This window comes from Lentzea guizhouensis, assembly GCF_001701025.1.
GTDB lineage: Bacteria > Actinomycetota > Actinomycetes > Mycobacteriales > Pseudonocardiaceae > Lentzea > Lentzea guizhouensis.
In genome coordinates this window covers 8,892,446-8,913,527 of the sequence record NZ_CP016793.1, presented here as the reverse complement: position 1 = coordinate 8,913,527, position 21,082 = coordinate 8,892,446, and the positions used below count along the sequence as shown (strand labels likewise).

General features: G+C 70.3%; 22 protein-coding genes and 1 pseudogene. 16 read left to right on the top strand and 7 right to left on the bottom strand.

Annotation, left to right across the window (positions count from 1 at the left end):
- Positions 1 to 6: 6 nt before the first annotated feature.
- Genes BBK82_RS42415 through BBK82_RS42405 form a run of 3 tightly spaced genes read right to left on the bottom strand, consistent with a single transcriptional unit; the run spans position 7 to position 2,948 of the window.
- Positions 7 to 1,044, bottom strand: coding sequence for a type III polyketide synthase (locus BBK82_RS42415; protein ID WP_065919957.1), 1,038 nt, complete (start codon positions 1,042 to 1,044; stop codon positions 7 to 9).
- Positions 1,041 to 2,189 carry an acyl-CoA dehydrogenase family protein gene (locus BBK82_RS42410; RefSeq protein ID WP_237047884.1) on the bottom strand — a complete coding sequence of 383 codons (1,149 nt, stop codon included), beginning with the start codon at positions 2,187 to 2,189 and terminating at the stop codon, positions 1,041 to 1,043. The genes BBK82_RS42415 and BBK82_RS42410 overlap by 4 nt, the downstream gene beginning before the upstream one ends.
- Before the next feature lie 3 nt (positions 2,190 to 2,192).
- A complete protein-coding gene (locus BBK82_RS42405; protein ID WP_083268575.1) occupies positions 2,193 to 2,948 on the bottom strand; it encodes a methyltransferase domain-containing protein in 756 nt (251 codons plus the stop codon).
- 3 nt (positions 2,949 to 2,951) lie between these two features.
- Here BBK82_RS42405 and BBK82_RS42400 point away from each other — a divergent pair, with 3 nt between their 5' ends.
- On the top strand, positions 2,952 to 3,737 hold the full coding sequence (locus BBK82_RS42400) for a UbiA family prenyltransferase (protein ID WP_237047883.1): 786 nt from the start codon (positions 2,952 to 2,954) through the stop codon (positions 3,735 to 3,737).
- Between the two features lie 2 nt (positions 3,738 to 3,739).
- Here BBK82_RS42400 and BBK82_RS42395 read toward each other — a convergent pair whose 3' ends face one another.
- Positions 3,740 to 3,982, bottom strand: a complete 243-nt coding sequence (locus tag BBK82_RS42395; RefSeq protein ID WP_065919955.1) for an acyl carrier protein — start codon at positions 3,980 to 3,982, stop codon at positions 3,740 to 3,742.
- 158 nt (positions 3,983 to 4,140) lie between these two features.
- On the opposite strand from BBK82_RS42395, the gene BBK82_RS42390 reads away from it, so the two are divergent.
- From BBK82_RS42390 to BBK82_RS42375, 4 genes are read left to right on the top strand one after another with little or no spacing between them, the layout of a single operon-like run.
- Entirely contained in the window at positions 4,141 to 4,551 is a 411-nt protein-coding gene (locus BBK82_RS42390) for a hypothetical protein (protein WP_065919954.1), read from the top strand.
- Positions 4,548 to 5,717, top strand: a complete 1,170-nt coding sequence (locus BBK82_RS42385) for a zinc-dependent alcohol dehydrogenase (RefSeq protein ID WP_065919953.1) — start codon at positions 4,548 to 4,550, stop codon at positions 5,715 to 5,717. Before BBK82_RS42390 ends, BBK82_RS42385 begins: the two co-directional genes overlap by 4 nt.
- A 47-nt stretch (positions 5,718 to 5,764) precedes the next feature.
- Entirely contained in the window at positions 5,765 to 5,959 is a 195-nt protein-coding gene (locus BBK82_RS42380) for a hypothetical protein (RefSeq protein WP_065919952.1), read from the top strand.
- Between the two features lie 6 nt (positions 5,960 to 5,965).
- Positions 5,966 to 6,754, top strand: a complete 789-nt coding sequence (locus BBK82_RS42375) for an MBL fold metallo-hydrolase (protein WP_065919951.1) — start codon at positions 5,966 to 5,968, stop codon at positions 6,752 to 6,754.
- Here BBK82_RS42375 and BBK82_RS42370 read toward each other — a convergent pair.
- Positions 6,747 to 7,646, bottom strand: a complete 900-nt coding sequence (locus tag BBK82_RS42370; protein WP_065919950.1) for an SDR family oxidoreductase — start codon at positions 7,644 to 7,646, stop codon at positions 6,747 to 6,749. The genes BBK82_RS42375 and BBK82_RS42370 overlap by 8 nt on opposite strands.
- Positions 7,647 to 7,779: 133 nt before the next feature.
- On the opposite strand from BBK82_RS42370, the gene BBK82_RS49415 reads away from it, so the two are divergent.
- Together BBK82_RS49415 and BBK82_RS42365 are read left to right on the top strand one after the other, a co-directional pair.
- A complete protein-coding gene (locus tag BBK82_RS49415) occupies positions 7,780 to 7,950 on the top strand; it encodes a helix-turn-helix transcriptional regulator (protein WP_218920513.1) in 171 nt (56 codons plus the stop codon).
- Entirely contained in the window at positions 7,947 to 8,390 is a 444-nt protein-coding gene (locus BBK82_RS42365) for an HAAS signaling domain-containing protein (protein WP_065919949.1), read from the top strand. The genes BBK82_RS49415 and BBK82_RS42365 overlap by 4 nt, the downstream gene beginning before the upstream one ends.
- 19 nt (positions 8,391 to 8,409) lie before the next feature.
- Here BBK82_RS42365 and BBK82_RS42360 read toward each other — a convergent pair.
- Positions 8,410 to 9,452 (bottom strand): annotated as a pseudogene (locus BBK82_RS42360) (aldo/keto reductase).
- 109 nt (positions 9,453 to 9,561) lie between these two features.
- On the opposite strand from BBK82_RS42360, the gene BBK82_RS42355 reads away from it, so the two are divergent.
- Positions 9,562 to 10,383 carry a helix-turn-helix domain-containing protein gene (locus tag BBK82_RS42355; protein WP_065919948.1) on the top strand — a complete coding sequence of 274 codons (822 nt, stop codon included), beginning with the start codon at positions 9,562 to 9,564 and terminating at the stop codon, positions 10,381 to 10,383.
- A 3-nt stretch (positions 10,384 to 10,386) separates the two neighbouring features.
- Here the strand turns inward: BBK82_RS42355 and BBK82_RS42350 are convergent, their stop codons facing one another.
- Positions 10,387 to 11,529 (bottom strand): hypothetical protein, encoded by a 1,143-nt coding sequence (locus BBK82_RS42350; RefSeq protein WP_218920512.1) that lies wholly within the window; start codon positions 11,527 to 11,529, stop codon positions 10,387 to 10,389.
- 273 nt (positions 11,530 to 11,802) lie between these two features.
- Here BBK82_RS42350 and BBK82_RS42345 point away from each other — a divergent pair, with 273 nt between their 5' ends.
- The 8 genes from BBK82_RS42345 to BBK82_RS42310 all read left to right on the top strand — a co-directional run bounded on the left by BBK82_RS42345 (position 11,803) and on the right by BBK82_RS42310 (position 21,079).
- Positions 11,803 to 12,726, top strand: a complete 924-nt coding sequence (locus BBK82_RS42345) for a carbohydrate ABC transporter permease (RefSeq protein WP_065919946.1) — start codon at positions 11,803 to 11,805, stop codon at positions 12,724 to 12,726.
- Entirely contained in the window at positions 12,716 to 13,573 is an 858-nt protein-coding gene (locus BBK82_RS42340; protein ID WP_065919945.1) for a carbohydrate ABC transporter permease, read from the top strand. Before BBK82_RS42345 ends, BBK82_RS42340 begins: the two co-directional genes overlap by 11 nt.
- A 15-nt stretch (positions 13,574 to 13,588) precedes the next feature.
- Entirely contained in the window at positions 13,589 to 14,899 is a 1,311-nt protein-coding gene (locus BBK82_RS42335) for an ABC transporter substrate-binding protein (protein WP_065919944.1), read from the top strand.
- Complete coding sequence (locus BBK82_RS42330) at positions 14,896 to 15,978, top strand: Gfo/Idh/MocA family protein (RefSeq protein ID WP_065919943.1); 1,083 nt, start codon at positions 14,896 to 14,898, stop codon at positions 15,976 to 15,978. The genes BBK82_RS42335 and BBK82_RS42330 overlap by 4 nt, the downstream gene beginning before the upstream one ends.
- A complete protein-coding gene (locus BBK82_RS42325) occupies positions 15,975 to 16,847 on the top strand; it encodes a DUF6807 domain-containing protein (RefSeq protein WP_237047882.1) in 873 nt (290 codons plus the stop codon). The genes BBK82_RS42330 and BBK82_RS42325 overlap by 4 nt, the downstream gene beginning before the upstream one ends.
- A complete protein-coding gene (locus BBK82_RS42320; RefSeq protein ID WP_237047881.1) occupies positions 16,841 to 17,578 on the top strand; it encodes a cupin domain-containing protein in 738 nt (245 codons plus the stop codon). Before BBK82_RS42325 ends, BBK82_RS42320 begins: the two co-directional genes overlap by 7 nt.
- Positions 17,579 to 17,970: 392 nt before the next feature.
- Positions 17,971 to 19,359 carry a M20/M25/M40 family metallo-hydrolase gene (locus tag BBK82_RS42315; protein WP_065919941.1) on the top strand — a complete coding sequence of 463 codons (1,389 nt, stop codon included), beginning with the start codon at positions 17,971 to 17,973 and terminating at the stop codon, positions 19,357 to 19,359.
- A 40-nt stretch (positions 19,360 to 19,399) separates the two neighbouring features.
- A complete protein-coding gene (locus tag BBK82_RS42310; RefSeq protein ID WP_154697830.1) occupies positions 19,400 to 21,079 on the top strand; it encodes a PLP-dependent aminotransferase family protein in 1,680 nt (559 codons plus the stop codon).
- Positions 21,080 to 21,082 lie beyond the last annotated feature (3 nt).

Here is a 21,082-nt window from a genome sequence, read left to right as displayed (position 1 = left end):
GCATGCTCACCTCACGGTCAAGAGGGTGGTGTACAAGGTCAGCCCCGGACCGAACGCCATCGCCACCACCGGGTCACCCGGTTGCGGCGCCGCACTGGCCAGGAGCTCGTCCAGGACCATCAGGACGGTGGCCGAGGAACAGTTGCCGTTCTCCCGCAACACGTGCCGCGAGGCTGCCAGCGCCTCGGCCGGCAGGCCGAGCTCGCGCTCGACGGTGTCGAGGATGCGCGGTCCGCCGGGGTGCACGGCCCAGCCGCGCACGTCGGGAACGGTGAGGCCGTGGTCGGTGAGCAGGCGTTCGACGGCCTGCCGCACGTGCTTGCCCAGCACCTCGGGCACCTGTGGGGACAACGTCATCCGGAAGCCGTGGTCGGTGACCCTCCACGTCATGTGGTCCGCCGTGGCCGGATCGGTGACCGCGCTCGTGGCGACGATCTCCAACCTGCTCCGCTCCGGTCGCACGACGATCGCGGTCGCGGCGTCTCCGAACAAGGCGTGCGACACGATCTGTCCCACATCCATTGTGGACGGCTGGACGTGCAACGAGGTCAACTCCAGGCACAGCAACACCGCTGGGCGTTGGTGGACGTTGACGTAGTCGGCCACGGTGGCCATCGCGGGTAACGCGGCGTAGCAGCCCATGTGCCCGACCATCAGTCGTTGCGCGTCCTCAGCCAGTTCCAGCGAGGCTGCCAGCTGCACGTCGAGTCCCGGTGCGGTGTAACCGGTGCACGACACCACAGTGAGCTGGCCGACGTCGGTGGGTTCCAAGCCTGCCGACGTAAGGGCGGCGGTGACGGCCCTGTGCCCCAACGGGCGCGCGAACTCGTTGTAGAGGCGCATCCGTTCACCGGTCGTGCACTCCGACACGTCGAGCTCCAGCGGGCTGACGACGGCGTGCCGGCGCCGCACGCCCGCCGCGGCGAAGATCCGCTCGGCGGCTCGGCTGTCCCGCAGCAGCGGGCCGAAGTGCCGGTCCCACATCGTGCTCTGCTCGATCGGAGGAGGAAGGGCGGTGCTGATCGCGGCGATGTGCGCGGTCACCAGCGAGCCTCGTCCGGGTTGTCGCCCAGCGCGCTGGCGCCGAGCCAGTCCGCGCACACGTCGGACGTGGCCGGTTGCAGCGCGCCGCACCGCGCGTCGCGGTAGAGCCGTTCCAGCGGATGACCGCGCCGGGTGGCCGAGGCACCCGCGGCCTCCAGCACGGAGAACGCGACCTCGGCCGCCGTGTCGCCGGCGACCAGCTTCGCCCGCCACACCCAGCGGTTCGTCTCAGGGCTGCCGGGGTCGTCGGTCACCCGCCTGGCGGCCTCCCTGACGACCAGCTCGGCGGCGGCCACCTGCACGTCGGCACGGCCGAGGCGGGCGCGGACCATCGGGAGGGTGTGCAGGCCGCGCTCGCGGAGGTGCTCGACCCCGTGGCGGAGCACGGCCTGGGCGACGCCGACGTACACCGCCGCGTAGGACGCGACCAGCCACTGCGGCATCACCTGTGCCAGCAGCAACGCGGCGCCTTCGATGCCGCCCACGAGTGCGTCCTCGCTGACGTCGGCCTCCAGGTGCAGGTCGTGGCTGGTCGTGGCGCGCATGCCGAGCGAGTCCCAGGTCCTCTGCACCTCCACGCCGGGACCCGCGGGCACGAGGAAGTAGGAGATCTTCGGTTCGTCCGAGTGCTTGTCGCGGGCGGCGACGAGGTACGCGTCGGCGTGACCCGCGCCGGAGACGAACGTCTTGGCGCCACTGATGTGGAAGCCGGAGCCCGTCCGTTCGTACGAGGTCTTCACCTTGGAGAGCCGGGAACCGATGCCCCGCTCGCTCATCGCCACCGCGTACAACGCACCCTCCGCCGCACCCTTCAGAACGCGGTCGCGGAAGGCGAAGAAGCCCTCGGCACCGCCGAACTGCCGGACCAGCTCGTCCGGCGTGTGCGCGAGCGCGCCGGTGACCGACGCGTGCATGTTGAAGATCAGCGCGGTCGCACCCGCACCGCTGCCGAGCTGGATCGCCACGTCGGTGTAGTCGGCGAACGACGCACCGGCGCCACCGAGCTGTTCGGGCGCCATCAACCCGAGCAGCCCCGCCGCGCGCAGGTCGGCGAAGTCCTCCTCGGGGAAGTCGCCGGACGCGTCATAGCGCGCCGCCCGGCCGGCCATGCGTTCGGTCAGGGAGTGCAGGGCGTGCAGGTCCAAGTCTCATCCAATCTTGCGGCCGGTGCCCTGGAAGAGCACGGCCGTGGTCGCGGTCGGCACCATGCGGACGGAAGGCCTGCGCCGCACCGACCACGCGAGCAGGTCGAACACTGCCGGGCGGATACCCCGCAGTTCCAGGCGCACACCGTGGCCGGCACATTCGCGGACCAGGGCCCTGCGGTCGACCAGCAGCGCGGGGTCGTGCACGCCGCGGGGCGCCAGGCCGACGCGTTCCGCGATCCCGACGGCCACCAGCCGGCACAGGGCGGTGTCGGCGAGTGTGTCGAGCACGAGCAGGCCACCCGGCTTCAGCAACCGGCAGGCCTCCGCGACCGCGCGGGGGAGGTCGTGGACGTGTTCGAGGATCTCGCCGGCGACGACCACGTCCGCACACCCGTCGGCCAACGGCACGTCGAGCACGTCGGCGCAGACCGGGTCGATGCCGCGTGCCAGACGCAGGCTGGTCTCCGAGAGGTCGACGCCGATGTGCCGGTAACCGCGCACGTGCGGTGCGAGCAGGCCCGCACCGCAACCGAGGTCGACGAGCACCGCGCCGGGCCGGGCCTGCGGGACCAACCGGGCGCGTGCGGCGGCCAGCCAGTGCAACATGACGAACGGGCCGTCCGGCCGCCACCACTGGTCGGCCAACCGTTCGTAGAGCTCGGGGTCGTTCGGTTCAAGATCATCATGCGCACGGCCCGCCAGCTGGCAGACTGGAGATCCATGGGCCGCCTCGTCGCTCTCGCGCGATCCTGTCATCCGTTGCCCGCCCTCGCCGTCACCGTCGTCACCACCGCGCTCGCCGTCACCACCGGCCGGTCGCCCGGTGGCCTGGTCGCCGTGGCGGCGGCCGTGCTGGCCGGCCAGCTGTCCGTGGGCTGGCTCAACGACCTGCTCGACGCGGACCGGGACGCGCACGTCGGCCGCCCCGACAAGCCGGTCGCCTCCGGTGCCGTGTCGCGGAAACTGGTCGCCGTCGCCACGATCGCCGCCGCGCTGGCGGCGGTCCTGTTGTCGTTGCTGTCCGGTGTGGACGCCACGCTGGTGCACGTCGTGATGTTGTGCTCGGCCTGGGCCTACGACTTCGGGCTCAAGGCCACGGCGTTCTCCGTCGTGCCCTATGCGGTGTCCTTCGGGTTGCTGCCGGTGTTCGTGACGCTCGGCGGGCCGGGCGGTCAGTGGGCACCGGCGTGGCTCGTCGCGGCCGCCGCCGTGCTCGGCAGCGCGGCGCACTTCGCCAACGTCATCCCGGACCTCGAGGACGACGCCGCCACCGGTGTCCGCGGGCTGCCCCACCGCATCGGCAAGGACGCCAGCGCGGCTGTGGCAGCCGCGCTGGCGGTGATCACCGGTGTGGTCCTCGCGCTCGGCCCGCCCGGTCCCGTCACGACGGCGGGACTGGTGGCGGTGCCGTTGTCGGTGCTGGTCCTCGTGATCGGCCGGGTGCGTGGCCGACGCCCCGGATCGCGGGCGAACTTCAACGCGCTGCTCGCGGTCGCGGTCGTCGACGTGGCACTGCTGATCTTCACCGGGGGAGTGGCGCTCTAGTCTCAGCTGACGGCGGGTCCGGACTCGCTCGACCCGGACAGCTCCGCGATGAACGTGTGGCACTGCTTGGCCCGTGCGGAGTCCTCTTCCATGATGCGGCGGAAGAAGTCGGCGATGTCCTGACGGCCCGCGTTGTCGGCGTCACGGACGTACTGGCCGTAGTCGTGTCCCGCCTTGAGCGCGTGGTACTGCACGGAGATCAGGTCATAGGTGACGTCGTCGAAGCCGGTCTCGCCGGTGGCCATCGCTACCTCCTGTGGTTGTCGGTAACCCGTTCTTGCCCGTAACGGGGTGGTAACCCGAACGAGTCGGGTCAAACCGGCGGCACGGACATTGCTGTGCCCGGTTGTTCCGCGCCGCCACGGGTATCCCCGGCGCTCGTGCTCCGAGAGAGGTCGGAATCATGAACACAGCAGGGAAAGCGTTGCTCGCCGCGGGTGTGGCCACCGCGGCCGCGGTCGCCGGGCGACGGCGCCGCACCACGGACGGCCAGTCGGACGAACGCTGGCTGGTCGTGACGGTCAACCGCTCACCGGCCGACGTCCAGGACTCGCTGCCGGCCGAGCTGGCGCGGTGGCGGGCCCAGGTCGAGATCCGGGTCCAGCCGGCGGCGGGGGACAAGGGCACCGAGATCAGGGTGATGCCCTCCGGTGACGTGTCACGCCACGAGCTCCGGCTCGCGTTGCGCCGGGCGAAGGCGGTGCTGGAGACGGGCGAGGTGGTCAAGCCCGACACCGCGCCGACGCATCCGGGTCCGATGGGCAAGGCGCTGCAGCTGGTGACGAACCGGGCCGGCGGCGGTGGTCGGCTGTGAAGGCGTTGTGCTGGGAGGGGATCAACGACGTCCGGGTGCAGGACGTGCCCGACCCGAAGCTGCTGAACGACCAGGACATGATCCTCAAGGTCCGGCTGAGCACGGTGTGCGGCTCGGACCTGCACCTGCTGACGGGCCACATCCCGTTCATGCAGGCGGGCGACGTGATCGGCCACGAGTTCATGGGCGAGGTCGTCGAGGTCGGGCCCGGCGTCACCAGGCACCGGCCGGGCGACCGGGTGGTGGTGTGCTCGTTCATCGCCTGCGGCCGCTGCTGGTACTGCAGCAACGAGCTGTACTCGTTGTGCGACAACACGAACACCAACCCGGCGATCACCCAGCGCCTGTGGGGCTCCGATCCCGGCGGCGTCTTCGGCTACTCGCACGCGATGGGCGGTTTCCGCGGCAGCCACGCTGAGTACGTGCGGGTGCCGTTCGCCGACCACACCGCCATCCCGATCCCCGAGGCCGTGGACGACATGAGCGCCCTGTTCGCCTCGGACTCGGTGCCCACCGGCTGGATGGGCGCCGACCTCGGCGGTGTGAAGCAGGGTGACGTCGTCGCCGTGTGGGGGTGCGGTGCGGTGGGCCAGATGGCCGCCCGTGCGGCCCAGCTGCTGGGGGCCGAGCGGGTGCTCGTGATCGACCGCTTCGACTACCGGCTGCGGCAGGCGGAGCTGGCGTTCGGGGTGGAGACGATCAACTACGCGGAGACCTCGGTCGGTGACGCGCTGCTGGAGGCCACGGGTGGGCGCGGGCCGGACGTGTGCATCGAGGCCGTCGGCTGCGAGGCGCACTCCACCGGGCCGCAGTACGTGTACGACCAGGTGAAGAGCAAGCTGAAGCTGGAGATGGACCGGCCGATCGCGGTGCGGGAGGCGATCTACAACTGCCGCAAGGGCGGCTCGGTGTTCGTGCTCGGCGTCTTCACCGGTCTGGTCGACAAGTTCCCGTTGGGCGCGATGATGAACAAGGGTCTGACCGTGCGGGGCGCGCAGCAGCACGGGCAGCGGTACATCCCGATGCTGCTGGACCGCATCGCCTCCGGTGAGCTCGTGACCAACCACCTGGCGACGCACGTCATGCCGTTGAGCGAGGGTCCTCGGGGCTATGAGATGTTCAAGAAGAAGGAGGACGACTGCCTTCGCGCGGTCTTCCAGCTTTGAGCGCCGGGGACGCGTTCATCGCGGCGGAACCGGGGTAGCCGACCGGCATGACGACTGAACGGCAGCACCCCGAGCAGGAGTACGACGAGGCCAGCCGCACCTCGTTGGAGGAGTCGGGCACGGACGACGCCGACACCGTTCCCGGCCGGAGCGGGTCCGGCTCGGTGCACCCCGAGCCGAACCCGACCGGCAACGTCGGCCTCTCTGACTACTCGGTCGCCGACGACCCCGACCAGGGCTGAGCCGGCATGACCGGCTCGCTGCACTTCATCGGCAACGCCACGTCCGTGCTCCGGCTCGGGCCGTTCACGCTCCTGACCGATCCCAACTTCCTCCACAAGGGACAGTGGACGCACATCGGCCAGGGCGTCGTGTCGCGCCGGCTCACCGACCCGGCCGTCGAGATCGCGGACCTGCCGGAGCTCGACGCCGTGGTGCTCTCCCACCTGCACGGCGACCACTTCGACCGGGTGGCCAGCAGGGAGCTGCGGCGCGACCTGCCGGTGCTCACCACCCCGCACGCGGCGAAACGCTTGTCGCGCAGGGGGTTCCGTGAGGCCACACCGCTGAACACCTGGCAGACCGTGGTGTTGTCGCACGGCGCGGCGAAGCTGACGGTCACGTCACTGCCGGGCAAGCACGCGCTGGGACCGCTGGGGCGCCTGCTGCCGCCAGTCATGGGCACGATGCTCGAGTACCGGGAGGCGGCGGGCGTCCTGCCGTTCCGCGTCTACCTCAGCGGCGACACGCTGGTGCACCCGGAGTTGAGCGCCATCCGCGAGCGCTTCGACGGCATCGACCTCGCGGTCGTGCACCTCGGTGGCACCAAGGTGCTCGGCGTCCTGCTCACCATGGACGGCAAGCAGGGCGCCGATCTGGTCGAGCTGCTCGCCCCGCGCACCACCGTGCCCGTGCATTACGAGGAGTACGGGGTGATGAAGTCGCCGCTGTCCGACTTCACCGGCGAGATCTCGCTGCGCCGGGCCGGGTTCGACGTCGAGGTGGTGGAGCGCGGGGACACCTTCACGTTCAGGTGAGCAGCTGGCCGCCGGTCACGCCGAGCACCTCGCCGGTGACGTAGCTGGACTCCTGCGAGGCGAAGAACACGTAGACCGGTGCCAGCTCGGCGGGTTGCGCGGCACGACCCATCGGCGTCTGCGCGCCGAAGTCGTCGACCTTCTCCGCCGGCATGGTCGCCGGGATCAGCGGAGTCCACACCGGACCGGGCGCGACCGAGTTGACCCTGATGCCCTTGTCGACCAGGTCGGCGGACAGCGCCTTGGTGAAGTTGACGATCGCGGCCTTCGTCGCCGCGTAGTCCGTGAGCTCCGGCGAGGGCTGGAACGCCTGGATCGACGACGTCGTGATGATCGCCGCACCCGGCCGCATCAGCGGGACGGCTGCCTTGCAGAGCCAGAACATGGCGTAGACGTTGGTCTTCAGCACCCGGTCGAACTGGTCGCTGCTGATGCCGAGCAGGCCCTCGTCCTGGGCCATCTGGTAGGCCGCGTTGCTGACCAGCACGTCGATGCGGCCGAACTCCTCCTCAGCGCGCTTGACCACCTGCTGGCACATCTCCTCCGAACGCAGGTCGCCGGGCACCAGCACGGCCTGCCGCCCCGCCTCCCGCACGAGCTCCGCGGTCCGCTCGGCGTCCTCCTGCTCCTCCTCGAGGTAGGAGAGCAGCACGTCGGCGCCTTCGCGGGCGAACGCGATGGCCACCGCGCGCCCGATGCCGGAGTCGCCGCCGGTGATCACCGCTTTGGTGTCGGCCAGGCGGTCGCTGCCCCGGTAGGTCTTCTCGCCGTGGTCGGGTTCGGGTCCCATCCGGCTGCCGGTGCCGGGGTGGGGCTGTTCCCGGCCCTCCTGCTCGCCGGGCCGCGGGTACTGGTTCCGCGGGTCCTGACGGGTGTACTGGTCTGCGGGCATTCTGCGCTCACCTCGCGACGACGGGACTTCGGCATCGCAGGTGTTCCCGTGCGGCCGGTGTTCAACCGCGCCACCACCCCTCGTGTGACGGCTGACGGCCGGCGAGGGCGCGCTGTACCCGCTGCTGTCCCGGTTGCGCAGGTCGGGGCGGATCGCCAGCGACTGGCGCGAGTCGGAGAGCGGGTCGCCGCTTCGCTACTACACGCTGACGCCAGAGGGGGAGGTGGCGCTCGAGCGGTTCCGCGCGAGGGGGACGTTCTTCCGCTCCGGCGTCGACCGGGTGCTGGGAACGGAGAACGCATGACCGAGCGGATCGACGCAGTGGTGGCCGAGTACCTGGCACGTGTGGCGCAGGCGACGGAGGGGCTGCCCGCGGACCGGCGGGACGAGCTGGTCCGCGACCTGCGCGAGCACATCGAGACGAGCAGGGCGGACCTGCCGGCCGAGACGGAGGCGCAGGTGCGGGGGATCCTCGAGCGGCTCGGGGAGCCGGTGGACATCGCCAGGGCGGCGTCGGAGGACGCCGGGGTGTCCTCCAACGCCGGATCGTCCCAGGGTGCCGGGCTGTCCCAGGTCGCTGTGGAGGAGCGCCCGCAACGGCTGAGCGTTGACCGGCTCGTCGCGGTGGTCGTGGGCGTCGTCCTGGTGCTGGTCGTCATTACGGCGGCGCTCTTCCTGACGCAGAGCTCGTCGCGGGGAACGGCCACGGCGCTGGTGACCACGGGCCACGGCCTGCAGGTGTGACGCCACACCGACCCGGCGGTCAGCGGGGCGCGATCGTCAGCTCACCCGCGGTCACCGCCCGGATGTGCGCGCCGGCGAGCAGGTCGTGCGGGTAGCCGAGGTCGATCGCGCTCACCGCGTCGAGCCTGGCCAGCTGCTCCTCGGACAGCTCGACCTCCAGCGCGACCAGGTTGCCCTCCAGCTGCTCGGGGGTGCGGGCGCCGATCACGGGTGCCGTCACGCCCGGTTGCCGCAGGTTCCACGCCAGCGCGACCTGGGCGGGGGTGCGGCCTAGCTCGGCGGCGACCTCGCGCACGACGTCGGCGATGGCGAGGGTGCGTTCGGTGACCATGCCGAGGGCGGCGTTGAAGGACCTGCGGGTGCTCTCGCTCTCGTCCGGCGACGCCAGGTCGGCGCGCTGTACTTGCCGGTCAGGACGCCGCCGCCCAGTGGTGAGAACGGTGAGACGCCCAGGCCCAGGGCCCGCGCCATCGGGATGAGGTCGCGTTCGGCGCCGCGGTTGATGAGGCTGTACTCGACCTGCAGCGCGACCAGTGGGGCCCAGCCGCGCAGATCGGCGATCGCCTGCATGCGCGAGATCTCCCAGGCCGGCGCGGTGGACATCGCCACGTACAGGACCTTGCCCTGCCGGACCAGGTCGTCGAGGCCGCGCAGCACCTCCTCGGCCGAGGTCGTGAAGTCCCACACGTGCAGGTGGAGGAGGTCGACGTAGTCGGTCCGCAGCTGCCGCAGGCTGTTCTCGACCGAGGCGAACAGGTTCTTGCGGTGCGCGCCTCCCGAGTTCGGGTCGTCCCGCCTGCGCAGCGTCGAGTACTTCGTGCTCAGCACCAAGCTCTCGCGGCGGTCCCGGGTGAGCTCGCCCAGCATCCGCTCGGAACCGCTGTAGGCGCTCGCGGTGTCGATGAAGTTGCCGCCGCGCTCGACGTAGATGTCGAACAACCTGCGCGCGTCGTCCTGCTCCGCGCCCCAGCCCAGCTCGCTGCCGAACGTGGCCGTGCCCAGCGCCAGCGGGGAGACCCGCAGGCCCGAGCGGCCCAGCAAGCGGTAGCTGTCCAGTGACATCAGGTCCTCCTGTGCTCGTTTGTGAGGACAGCCTGTGCCGGGCGCGGGCAGGGGGTAAGGGAAGCGGCTTCCTGGGAACAGCGGTCCCAGGCTCGCTGTTGGTCCGGGAATGAGCACCGTTGACGTGACGGACGAGCTGGCCGCGTTCCTGCGGACCCGGCGCGAACGCCTCGACCCGCGCGACCTGGGCCTGCCCGTGCGTTCGTCCCGGCGGACCCCCGGCCTGCGCCGCGAGGAGGTCGCCGAGCTGGCCGGCATCAGCGTCGACTACGTGGTGCGGCTGGAACAGGCGCGTGGGCTGCGCCCGTCGGCGGACGTGGTGGAGGCGCTGGCTCACGCGTTGCGGCTGCGGCCGGACGAGCGCGCCTACCTGTTCGGCCTGACCCGGCAACGTCCCGTTGTGGCCGACAAGGCGGCCTCGGTGGCGTCGCCGTCGCTGGCTCGGATGGTGGCGGACCTGTCGCCGCGGCCGGCGATGCTGGTGAACCACCGGTACGACGTGCTGGCGTGGAACGACGAGATGGCGCGGCTGTTCGTGGACTTCGGGGCGTTGCCGGTGGGGCGGCGCAATGCGATCTGGGTGTGTTTGACGGATCCGCGGATGCGGGAGCTGTACGTGGACCGTGCGCGTGTGGTGCGGGAGGGCGTTGCTCACCTGCGCACCGCGTGGGCCGCGCATCCGGAGGACCAGGTGCTGGCGGACCTGATCGCCGAATGCGCGGCCCGTGACAGGGAGGTCGCGCGGTTGTGGGCGGAGCAGGACGTCCGGGTCAACGCCCGTGGCAGCAAGGTGCTGCGGCACCCGGACGTCGGTGTGGTCGCGGTGGAGTTCGAGACGCTCAGGCCGGTGCAGGACCCGGACCAGCTGCTGGTGGTGCACCGGGCGGCGGACGACGAGAGCCAGGCCGCGTTGGACGTCCTGCTGGCCTGATCGTCACGGGCACACGTTCGACGTGCTGTTGTTCAGCGTCAGGTTGCGGAACGTCGTGTTGTTGCCACAAGGGCTCTCCCGCACCGCCGAGTTCGTCACCGTCAGGTTCTGCACGGTGATGTCGCTGTTGTTCGGGAACTCCGACCGCGCCGCCAGCCGGATCTCCCCACCGCCGCTCACCGTCCCGCTCTGCGCCGCGAGAACCACGTTGGTGCAGTTCTCGATCAGCACCGCGTTGTTGCCGGTGTTGGCCAGGTCGACGCGGTCGATGGTCAGGCCGCCGCTCTCCGACACGCAGAACACGCCGCGACCGCCGCCACGCGCGCGGACGGTGCCGACGCGGATGTTGGTGGGGTAGGAGGAACCGATGCGGCCGTTGCGGTTGGCGGTGCGGAAGGCGGCGTAGCCGGTGCCCGCGCCGGCGTTCTCGGCGTCGACCGTGCCGACGGTGGCGTTGATGGTGTCGTTCAACAGCAGACCGGACTCGCCGACGTTGCGGGCGGTGACGGTGCCGATGGTGAGGCCGTCGACGCCGTAGGTCTCGACGGCGTGGCTGCTCGCGCCGGACACGTAGGCGTTGTCGATCCTGATGTTGCGGCTGCGGACGGCGGTGTTGCCGCGGTTGTCGATGCGCACGCCGAGGCCGCCGGACAGGCGCATGTCGAGCTGGCCGAGGACGACGTTGTCGACGTTGCGCAGGAAGATGCCGTAGAGCGGGCGGCCGGTGAGGGTGAGGTAGCGGACCTCGACGTCGCGGGTGCCGCGGGAGTAGATCGGGGCCTGGTCGCCGGAGCCGGTGCCGGTCACGTTGATGGTGCCGCAGACGTCGATGCCGGTGTAGCTGGGCAACGAGATGCGGCTGCCCGCGCTGATCGAACCGTTGCCGCGCACCAGGACCCACTGCTTCGAGGTGCGGCCGGCGGTGAGGCTGCCGATGGCCGCCTGGGCGGCGGCGCGCATGTCGGTGCCGGTGTAGACGGTCTGGCTGCCGTTGCGGGCGGTCCAGGTGCTGCCGGTCAGCACTGCCTCCGCGTTGAACGTCCGGTCACCGCAGGCGAGCGCGTGCACGTCGGCGGACGCCGGTACGGCGCAGCCGAGCACGACGGCCGCCGCGAGAGCGCTCGTCCACCACCTGGTCCAGAGCATGGAACACATCCCTTCCTGGGAACTGCGGCGGCGGGATCCGAACGTTAGCGCTCACATCCGTGGAGAAGGAAGTGCGGAGCTTCGAGTCGAATTCGGCGAACGCGGTCGAAGTGGCCGGCACGGAGGTCCACTGTGTACTGGACAACGGCCCGGTCGAACGCTGTCGAATCGGGTTCGACACCCCGTTTCGACGCCGTTCGACACGACTTCTTGACGGTCGACGGACGTCGATGCAGACTCCGGAAAGCGTTTTCCAGACCGAGCAGGGGGCTCATGAGCGCTCTCGACGAGCTGCGCCGGCTGCGCCACGACGGCGCGCAGGTGCGCAAGCGCGACAACAAAGCTGCCTTCTGGTTCCTGGCGCCGTGGTTCGCCGGACTGCTCCTCGTCACCATCGGCCCGGTGCTCGCGTCGTTCGGGCTCGGCTTCACGAAGTACAACCTGATCCAGCCGCCGAGGTTCATCGGACTGGACAACTTCGCGCGGATCTTCACCGACGAGCGGTTGCACAACGCCCTGCGGGTCACGTTCACATATGTGCTCGTGTCCGTGCCCCTGCAACTGGCCTGCGCGCTGGGTGTGGCGCTGTTGCTCGACCGCGGGCTGCGCGGGCTCGCCGTCTACCGCTCGGCGTTCTACCTGCCCTCGCTGCTCGGGTCGAGCGTGGCGATCGCCGTGCTGTGGACGCAGGTGTTCGGCACCGACGGGCTGGTGAACCGGGTGCTGGCGTTCTTCGGCGTCGAGGGCAGGGGCTGGATCTCCGACCCCGACACCGCGCTGTCGACGCTCATCGTCCTGAACGTCTGGACGTTCGGCTCGCCGATGATCATCTTCCTGGCCGGGCTGCGGCAGATCCCGGCGGTGTACTACGAGGCCGCGGCGATCGACGGGGCGAGCTGGCGGTCGCGGTTCTGGCACATCACGCTGCCGCTGCTGTCGCCGATCCTGTTCTTCAACCTGGTGCTGCAGATCATCCACGCGTTCCAGTCGTTCACGCAGGCGTTCGTCGTCTCCGGCGGCACCGGCGGGCCGTCCGACTCGACGATGTTCTACACGCTCTACCTATACCAGCAGGGTTTCGGCCGGTTCGACATGGGTTACGCGTCCGCGCTGGCGTGGTTCCTGCTGCTGATCATCGCGGCGTTCACCGCGATCAACTTCTGGGCGGCGAAGTACTGGGTGTTCTATGACGACTGAGCCGCGCAGGACCCCGCTCGGCAGGCGGATCTCCGTGCCCGCCAAGCACATCGGCCTGCTCCTGATCGGGTTCGTGATGCTGTACCCGGTGCTGTGGATGGTCGCCAGCTCGCTGCGGCCGGACGACGAGATCTTCCGCAGCCCCGGGCTGGTCCTCGACTCGCTGCGGACCGAGAACTACACCGAGGGCTGGAACGCGCTCACGCCGTCGTTCGGGACCTACCTGGTCAACTCCGCGGTCCTGGTGCTCGGCTGCATCGTCGGCAACCTGGTGTCGTGCTCGATGGCGGCCTACGCGTTCGCCCGCCTGCAGTTCAGCGGCAAGCGCTGGTGGTTCGGGATCATGCTCGGCACGATCATGCTGCCGATCCACGTGATCATCGTGCCGCAGTACGTGCTGTTCTCGAACATCGGCTGGGTCAACACGTTCCTGCCGCTGATCGTGCCGAAGATCCTCGCGACCGACGCGTTCTTCGTCTTCCTGATGGTCCAGTTCATCCGCGGCCTGCCGCGCGAGCTGGACGAGGCCGCGCGCATCGACGGCTGCGGGCACCCGCGGATCTTCCTGCAGATCATCCTGCCGCTGATGACCCCGGCGCTCGCGACCACCACGATCTTCACGTTCATCTGGACCTGGAACGACTTCTTCGGGCAGCTGATCTACCTCACGGACCCGGACATGTACACGGTCCCGGTCGCCCTGCGGTCGTTCGTGGACTCGACGGTCGCCACGTCGTGGGGCTCCCAGTTCGCGATGAGCGTGGTGTCGCTCCTCCCCATCTTCCTCGCCTTCCTCGTCGGCCAGCGGTACCTCGTCAAGGGGATCGCCACGACCGGCGGCAAGTAGCCGAAAGGACAGCTCATGCCAAGAGGTGCTCGCCGCAGGACCGCGTGGGCGGCCCTGCTGTCCCTGACCGCGTCGCTGCTCGTCGCGTGCGGGTCCGGTTCCGACGCCGGCGGCGACCTGACCGCCGAGCCGGTCACGCTGCGCTTCACCTGGTGGGGCGGCGACGACCGGCACAAGCGGACCCAGCAGGTCATCGAGCTGTTCCAGAAGAAGCACCAGAACATCACCATCAAGGGCGAGTTCAAGGAGTGGAACGGCTACTGGGACAGCCTCGCCACCACGATGGCGGCCAACGACGCGCCCGACGTCATGCAGATGGACGAGCTCTACATCGCCTCCTACGCCGAGCGCGGCGCGTTGCTCGACCTCAACGAGGCCAAGAAGCACCTCGACACCGGGGACTTCGACCAGAAGGCGCTCGCGACCGGTGCGATCGACGGCAAGCAGTACGGGCTGCCGGTCGGCCTCGGCATGTACTCGATCATGGTCAACCTCGACCTGCTCGCGCAGTACGGCATCCCGGTGCCCGACGACACGAAGTGGTCGTGGGACGACCTGAAGCGGATCGGCGAGCAGGTGTCCAAAGCCGGTGGCGGACAGGTGTTCGGCGTGCAGTCGCCGGGCATCAACGACACGGCCGGGCTGAGCATCCGGGCGCGCCAGCAGGGCCAGGCGATGTTCGACGCCGAGGGCAAGGTCGTGCTCCCGCAGGAGATCGCCAGGGACTACTGGCAGTACATCGCCGACCTCGCGAAGTCCGGGATCGCGGCACCGCCGTCGGTGACGGTCGAGAAGGCCTCCGCGGGCCTCAACCAGTCCGCCACCGCGACCCGCACCGCCGCGTTCGGCCTGTGGTGGAACACCCAGCTGACCGCGCTGACCGCCGCCAGCGGCGCCAAGCTGAAGCTGCTGCGGCTGCCGGGTGAGACGCAGGGCAAGGCACCCGGCGCGTACTACAAGCCGTCGATGTTCTGGTCGGTGTCGTCGCGCTCGAAGCACCCGGCGGAGGCGGCGGCGTTCGTGAGCTTCCTGGCCAACGACGAGGAGGCGGCGAAGATCCTGCTGACCGAACGCGGTGTGCCCGCCAACCAGAAGATCCGCGACGCGATCGCGGGCCAGCTCAAGGAGACCGACAAGGCGGCCAAGGAGTACCTGGACACCGTGCCGGTCAGCGACCCGCCCAGGATCACGCCGAACGGCGCCAGCACGGTCGACGCGATCCTCAAGCGGCACACCGAGGACGTCCTGTTCGGCCGGACCACCCCGGACGCGGCGGCAGCGTCGTTCATCAAGGAGGTCCAGGCGGAAGTGGACGCGGCGAAGTGAGGCGCGCGGCCATCGTCGGGACGGGCGCGATCGCGAACGCCCACGCGGAGGCGGTGCGTGCCTGCGGTGACCGGGTCGAGCTCGTCGCGGTGACCGACGTGGACGCGGGACGTGCGGCCGCGTTCGCGCAGGAGTGGAGTGTGCCGCGGGTGCACGCGGGGCTCACCGCGTTGCTGGCCGAGGAGGAGCTGGACGTGGTGCTGGTGTGCACCCCGCCGCGCCACCACGTGCCGCTCGCGCTGGAATGCCTCGCCGCGAACGTGCACGTGCTCGTGGAGAAGCCGCCGGCGTTGTCGCTCGGCGAGGTCGATGCCCTGGTCGCGGCCGAACGCACGTCGACCGGCCGGGTCGCGACGGTGTTCCAGCACCGCTTCGGCCCGGCCGCGATCCGGCTGCGGCGCCTGGTCGCCGAAGGGGTGCTGGGCAGGTCGCTGGTCGCGCGGAGCGACACGCTCTGGTACCGCGACGACGCCTACTTCGCGGTGCCGTGGCGTGGTTCGTGGGACAGCGAGGGCGGCGGGCCGACGATGGGGCACGGCATCCACCAGTTCGACCTGCTGCTGTCGGTGCTCGGGCCGTGGCGGGAGGTGCGGGCCGTCGCGGTCCGGCAGGCCCGGGACGTGCAGACCGAGGACGTGTCGATGGCGCTCGTGACCTTCGCCGACGGGACCGTCGCGTCGGTGATGAACTCCGTGCTGTCGCCCAGGGAGACCTCGCAGCTGCGGTTCGACTTCGAGCGCGCCACGGTGGAGGTCGAGCACCTCTACGGCTACACCGACGCGCACTGGACGATCACCCCGGCGCCCGGCCACGACGACGTCGTCCCGCGCTGGCGGGAGGAGCAGTCGGGCACGGTCAGCGGCCACCGGTGCCAGCTGGCGGCGTTCCTCGACGCCCTGGACAGTGGGGAGACGCCACCGGTGACACTCGCGGACACGCGGACCACGATGGAGTTCATCGCGGCCCTGTACGCCTCGGCGTTCACCGACAGCGTGGTCAAGGCCGGTGAGATCGGGCCGGACAACCCGTTCTACGCCACGATGGAAGGGAACGGTGCCCCGTGGGCGGACGCCCGGTGATCACGCGCCAGGACGACGAGGTGCTCGTCGTGTCGGTCGGCGACGTCGAGCTCTTCCACTACGTGCACCGGCCGGCGACACCGGCGTTCGAGGGGCCGAAGCCCTACCTGCACCCGGTGCGCACGCTGGCCGGTGACGTGGTGACGGCGTTCCGGCCGCACGACCACCGCTGGCACAAGGGCGTGCAGATGACCGCGACCGACGTCTCGGGGGAGAACTTCTGGGGCGGGGTCACCTACGTGCGCGACGAGGGGTACGTGGTGCTGCCGAACGTCGGCACCATGCGGCACGAGGACTTCACCGTGGCCGATGACGAGCTGCGCATCGACGAGCGGCTGTCGTGGCACACCGAGGCGGGGGAGCACTGGGTCGGCGAGGAGCGGTCCTTGGCCGTGCGGGACGTCGAGGAGGAGGCGTGGACGCTGGAGTTCGCGACCACGCTGACGAACCTGCGCTCCGAGCCGCTGGTCTTCGGCAGCCCCACCACCAACGGCCGCGAGCTCGCGGGGTACACCGGGTTCTTCTGGCGCGGGCCGCGTTCGTTCACCGGCGGCGAGGTCATCGCGGCCGACGGCGGCGCCGGGCAGGAGGTGATGGGCCGGACGGGTTCGTGGCTGGCGTTCGTCGGGCAGCACGACGAGGTGGACCGTTCGTCGACGTTGCTGTTCCTCGACCACCCGGACAACAAGAACACGCACTGGTTCGTGCGCAGCACCCCGTTCGCGGCGGTCAACCCGTCGTTCGCGTTCTTCGACACCGTGGAGGTGGCGCCGGGTGCGGAGCTGCACCTGCGGTACCGCCTCGTCGTCGCGACCGGTGGGTGGGACCGCGCGCGACTTGAGTCCTATGTGGAGGAACACGCGTGGTGACGCCGTTTCCCGGCGGGATCGGGATCTCCGGTCTGCGGGTGTACGACTGGCCGACGGTGGACGGGGTCTGCGGCGGTTCACCGCACGTGCACCTGACCTGCGCGGAGTGCTACTGCGTGATCGGCGGTGAGGGCCGGGTGCAGACGCTGACCCGGCGCGGGTTCGCCGAGACGCCGTTGCGCGCGGGCACGGTCGCGTGGTTCACACCGGGCACGATCCACCGCCTGGTCAACGACGACGACCTGCGCATCGTCGTGGTGATGCAGAACAGCGGCCTGCCCGAGGCCGGTGACGCGGTGTTCACGTTCCCGCCCGAGGTGCTGGCGGACCCGGTGCACTACGCGACCGCAGCCGCTTTGGCCGAGCCGGGACACGCCTACGCCGACTCCTCGTCCTCCGCACGCCGACGCCGTGACCTGGCCGTCGAGGGGTTCCTGCAGCTGCGGCGGCGAGTGGAGGCGGGGGACAGCGCGGCGCTCGACGAGTTCTACGGCGCCGCGCTCGCGTTGAAGCGGGAGTCGCTGGACGACTGGGAGCAGCGGTGGCGGGCGGGTGCGCTCGCGGCCACCCGGCTGACCGGCGAGCACCTGGACAGCCTGCGCGACGGGGACATCGGCCACCTGGACGAGGCCGACATCCACGTCGTGCGAGCGGAGGAACCGCAGCGGTACGGCATGTGCGGCCGGCTCGACGTGCACGACCCGGCCGCGGGCCGCTCACCTCACGACTAGGGCAATCAGCACCGTTGGTCACTCGAACTCCGTTCGAACAGCGAACTTCGAGACATGTGACGCCCTGACGCGGTAACCGCGAGCCGAGCGGGCTCACCGTGTGCCACCTGCCGGCCCTGACCGCCAACCCGTGGAGTGCGGCTCCGTCCCCGATCGGGTTGTTCCGTCCCGAATGACCGGTGACGGTGGCATGGTGGGTCGTGTGGGAAGTGCGGCAACGTGGTTCCGTTCGGCAGCGTCCAGGCCGAGCCGCTCACGTTGCTCGTCGCCATCGCGAACGCGCATCGTCGCCGCTGACCGCGTCCGGTAGCGGTCAGACCAGTCCCGCGTGGCGTGAACCCGGAGTGGACACGTCGTCCGACGCTGCCCGCACCCGCACGGGAAGGACCTCCATGACCGCTGTCACCGCAGAACAGGGCCTGTACGAGCACGTGCACGCCCTCGAGTTCTGGCAGACGTTGATGGACCTGGTGAAGCACCGGTCCACGGCCGACGATCCGGACCCGCCGCTGCGCACCACCGCGGACACGATCGCCGGGCTGTTCCGCTCGGTCGGCCTGAGCAGCGCCACCGTCACCACCATCACCCACGAGGGCAGGACCTCCGCGCCGCTGGTGTACGCGGACCAGCGCGCGGACACCGACGGCGCGCGGACGGTCCTGCTGTACGCGCACTACGACGTGCAGCCTGCCGACGAGGCGAAGTGGACGGTCACGAAACCCTTCATCCCCAAGGAGGTCACGGCGGGCGGCGACACCCGCCTGTACGGGCGTGGTTCGGCTGACGACAAGTCAGGGGTCGTCATGCACCTGGGCGCGCTGAAGGCCTTGCGGGAGCAGTGGTCGGGGTTGCCGGTCAACGTCAAGGTCGTCGTCGAGGGCGAGGAGGAGAGCAGCAGCGTCCTGGACTCCTACGTCGCCGCCCACCCGGAGGACCCGCGCTTCAAGGCCGACCTGGTCATCGTCGCCGACACCGGGAACCTGGCGGTCGGCCGACCTGCGCTCACCTCCACCCTGCGCGGCGTCCTCGCGGTGGACGTGACCGTGAAGACGCTGGCCAAGGAGGTGCACAGCGGCATGTACGGCGGGCCGGCGCCCGATGCGTTCACCGTGCTGGTGCGGCTCCTGTCGACCCTGCACGACGCCGGCGGAGACGTGGCCGTGGCCGGCCTGACCCGGTTCGACCACGACTGGCCGGCCGTGCCGGAGGAGCAGTACCGCAGGAACGCCGGCGTGGAGCCGGGGGTCGGCCTCGTCGGCACCGGCACACTCGCCCAGCGCCTGTACGGCCGCCCCGCCGTCAACGTCGTCGGCCTGCGAGGCGCGCCCGGCATGGACCGGCCGGCCAACGTGCTGCACCCGGAGGTGACCGCCCGGATCAGCGTGCGTCTCGCGCCGGACCAGGACCCGGACGCGGCGCTCAAGGCGATCAAGGACCACATCGAGGCCAACGCCCCGAAGGGGGTCGTCCGCGAGGTCGCTCCCGTGAGCCTCGGCCGGGGCTTCGCCGCCTACCAGGGCCCGCACCACGCCGCCGTCGAGACCGCGCTCAAGACCGCCTACAAGACCGCCGTCGTCGCGCACTCCGGTCAGGGCGGCTCCATCCCGCTGGTCTCCGCGCTCCACGCGGCCAACCCCGGTTCGGACATCGTGCTGTGGGGCTGCGAGGAACCGCTGGCCAACATCCACGGGGACGACGAGAGCGTCAGCCGGTCCGAACTGGAGCACATGACCCTCGCCGAGGCGCTGCTGCTGAACGCGCTCGCCAAGCCCCGCCACTGAACTCCTCCCCGATCGGAGAGGACCACACAGGAGGGTGACCATGACCATCGCAGACCAGACACGGGACGACACGCGCCTAGCGGGCGCGGACGCCGCGCCGAGCCCGACGGACCAGGACTTCGCACTTCCTCCGGGAGGTGTGCCCGAGCCCCAGCGCAAGGCGGTGCTGGACAAGCTGGAGAACTACTTCGCAGACCTCCAGGGCAGGTTCCTCGGCTACCAGACCAACGAGGACCTCAAGCTGCGCGAGCCGATGGCCCGGTTCCTCGACTACCACTTCAACAACGTCGGCGACCCGTTCGAGGACTCGCACTTCACCCTGCACACGCGGTGGGCCGAGCGCGCGGTCCTGGACTACTACGCCAAGCTGTGGCACGGCAAGCCGCGCACCAAGGTCAACGGCGAGGTGCCCAAGGACGCCTACTGGGGTTACGTGCTCACCATGGGCTCCTCCGAGGGCAACAACTACGCCCTGTGGAACGCCCGCGACTACCTCTCCGGCAAGACCCTCATGCGTGAACCGGCCAAGGACGGCGGCGCGCAGTACGTGTGGGTGCAGGACACCGCGCCCGCCGACAACCAGAACGCCTACTCACCCGTGGGCTTCTACTCGCACGACACGCACTACTCGGTGGCCAAGGCGCTGCGGGTGCTGAACATCCCCCACTTCTACGAGGTCGGCACCAAGCTGTACCCGTACGCCAACCCGCTGGACCCGGGAAAGCCGTGGGACCACGAGGTGCCGTCCACCGGCGGCGACAGCGGACCGGGCAGCATCGACGTGGACAAGCTGGCGAGGCTGGTGGAGTTCTTCGCGAGCATGGGCCACCCGGTGATGATCAACCTCAACTACGGCAGCACGTTCAAGGGCGCCTACGACGACGTCGCCGGCATCTGCGATCGGCTGCGGCCGATCTTCGCCCGTTACGGGCTGGACAAGCGGAAGGTCCGCTACGGTCGCGACGAGAACGGCAACGAGCTGGTCGACGAACGCACCGGCCACTGGATCCACGTCGACGGCGCGCTCGCGGCGACCTACGCGCCGTTCATCGAGAAGCTCGTCGACGCCGGCGAGATCAAGCCGGCCACCCCGTTGCCGAAGTTCGACTTCCGCATCCCCGAGGTCGCCTCCATCGTCACCAGCGGGCACAAGTACCCCGGCGCCCCCTGGCCGTGCGGCGTGTTCATGACCAAGGCGAACCTCCAGATGCAGCCGCCGGAGCAGCCCGCCGTGATCGGGTCGCCGGACACCACCTTCGGCGGGTCGCGCAACGCGTTCTCGCCGCTGGTCATGTGGCACTTCCTGGCCAAGCACTCCGAGCGCGACCAGATGACGATGATCCGCACGGCCCTGGAGGTCACCGACCACGCGGAGAAGAAGCTGAAGGAGCTGGGCGGCACGTGGGAGGCCGCGCGAACGCCGCTGGCGCTCACGGTGCGGTTCAAGCAGCCTCCGCCCGAGCTCGTGCACAAGTACTCGCTGGCCACGATCCCGCTCAAGGTGGGGCACGAGGTCCTCCACTACGCGCACCTGTACGTGATGCCCCACGTCACGAAGGAGATGATCGACGCGCTGGTGGCCGACCTCGCCAAGACCAGCCCGGTCAGCATGCCGGTGCAGCGCGGCGGCGCGGACCTGGCGACCTATGTGGACGGTTCGGCCGACACCGGCGACATCGCCCGCCTGGCCCTGGTGCACGTCTCCGGCAGCGCGTTCTAGGGA

Excerpts from the sequence above, each read along its gene's own strand:
- BBK82_RS42405 (WP_083268575.1), bottom strand. The coding sequence starts at position 2,948 with ATGACAGGATCGCGCGAGAGCGACGAGGCGGCCCATGGATCTCCAGTC.
- BBK82_RS42395 (WP_065919955.1), bottom strand. The coding sequence starts at position 3,982 with ATGGCCACCGGCGAGACCGGCTTCGACGACGTCACCTATGACCTGATC.
- BBK82_RS42390 (WP_065919954.1), top strand. The coding sequence starts at position 4,141 with ATGAACACAGCAGGGAAAGCGTTGCTCGCCGCGGGTGTGGCCACCGCG.
- BBK82_RS42380 (WP_065919952.1), top strand. The coding sequence starts at position 5,765 with ATGACGACTGAACGGCAGCACCCCGAGCAGGAGTACGACGAGGCCAGC.
- BBK82_RS42375 (WP_065919951.1), top strand. The coding sequence starts at position 5,966 with ATGACCGGCTCGCTGCACTTCATCGGCAACGCCACGTCCGTGCTCCGG.
- BBK82_RS42370 (WP_065919950.1), bottom strand. The coding sequence starts at position 7,646 with ATGCCCGCAGACCAGTACACCCGTCAGGACCCGCGGAACCAGTACCCG.
- BBK82_RS42365 (WP_065919949.1), top strand. The coding sequence starts at position 7,947 with ATGACCGAGCGGATCGACGCAGTGGTGGCCGAGTACCTGGCACGTGTG.
- BBK82_RS42355 (WP_065919948.1), top strand. The coding sequence starts at position 9,562 with ATGAGCACCGTTGACGTGACGGACGAGCTGGCCGCGTTCCTGCGGACC.
- BBK82_RS42350 (WP_218920512.1), bottom strand. The coding sequence starts at position 11,529 with ATGCTCTGGACCAGGTGGTGGACGAGCGCTCTCGCGGCGGCCGTCGTG.
- BBK82_RS42345 (WP_065919946.1), top strand. The coding sequence starts at position 11,803 with ATGAGCGCTCTCGACGAGCTGCGCCGGCTGCGCCACGACGGCGCGCAG.
- BBK82_RS42340 (WP_065919945.1), top strand. The coding sequence starts at position 12,716 with ATGACGACTGAGCCGCGCAGGACCCCGCTCGGCAGGCGGATCTCCGTG.
- BBK82_RS42335 (WP_065919944.1), top strand. The coding sequence starts at position 13,589 with ATGCCAAGAGGTGCTCGCCGCAGGACCGCGTGGGCGGCCCTGCTGTCC.
- BBK82_RS42315 (WP_065919941.1), top strand. The coding sequence starts at position 17,971 with ATGACCGCTGTCACCGCAGAACAGGGCCTGTACGAGCACGTGCACGCC.
- BBK82_RS42310 (WP_154697830.1), top strand. The coding sequence starts at position 19,400 with ATGACCATCGCAGACCAGACACGGGACGACACGCGCCTAGCGGGCGCG.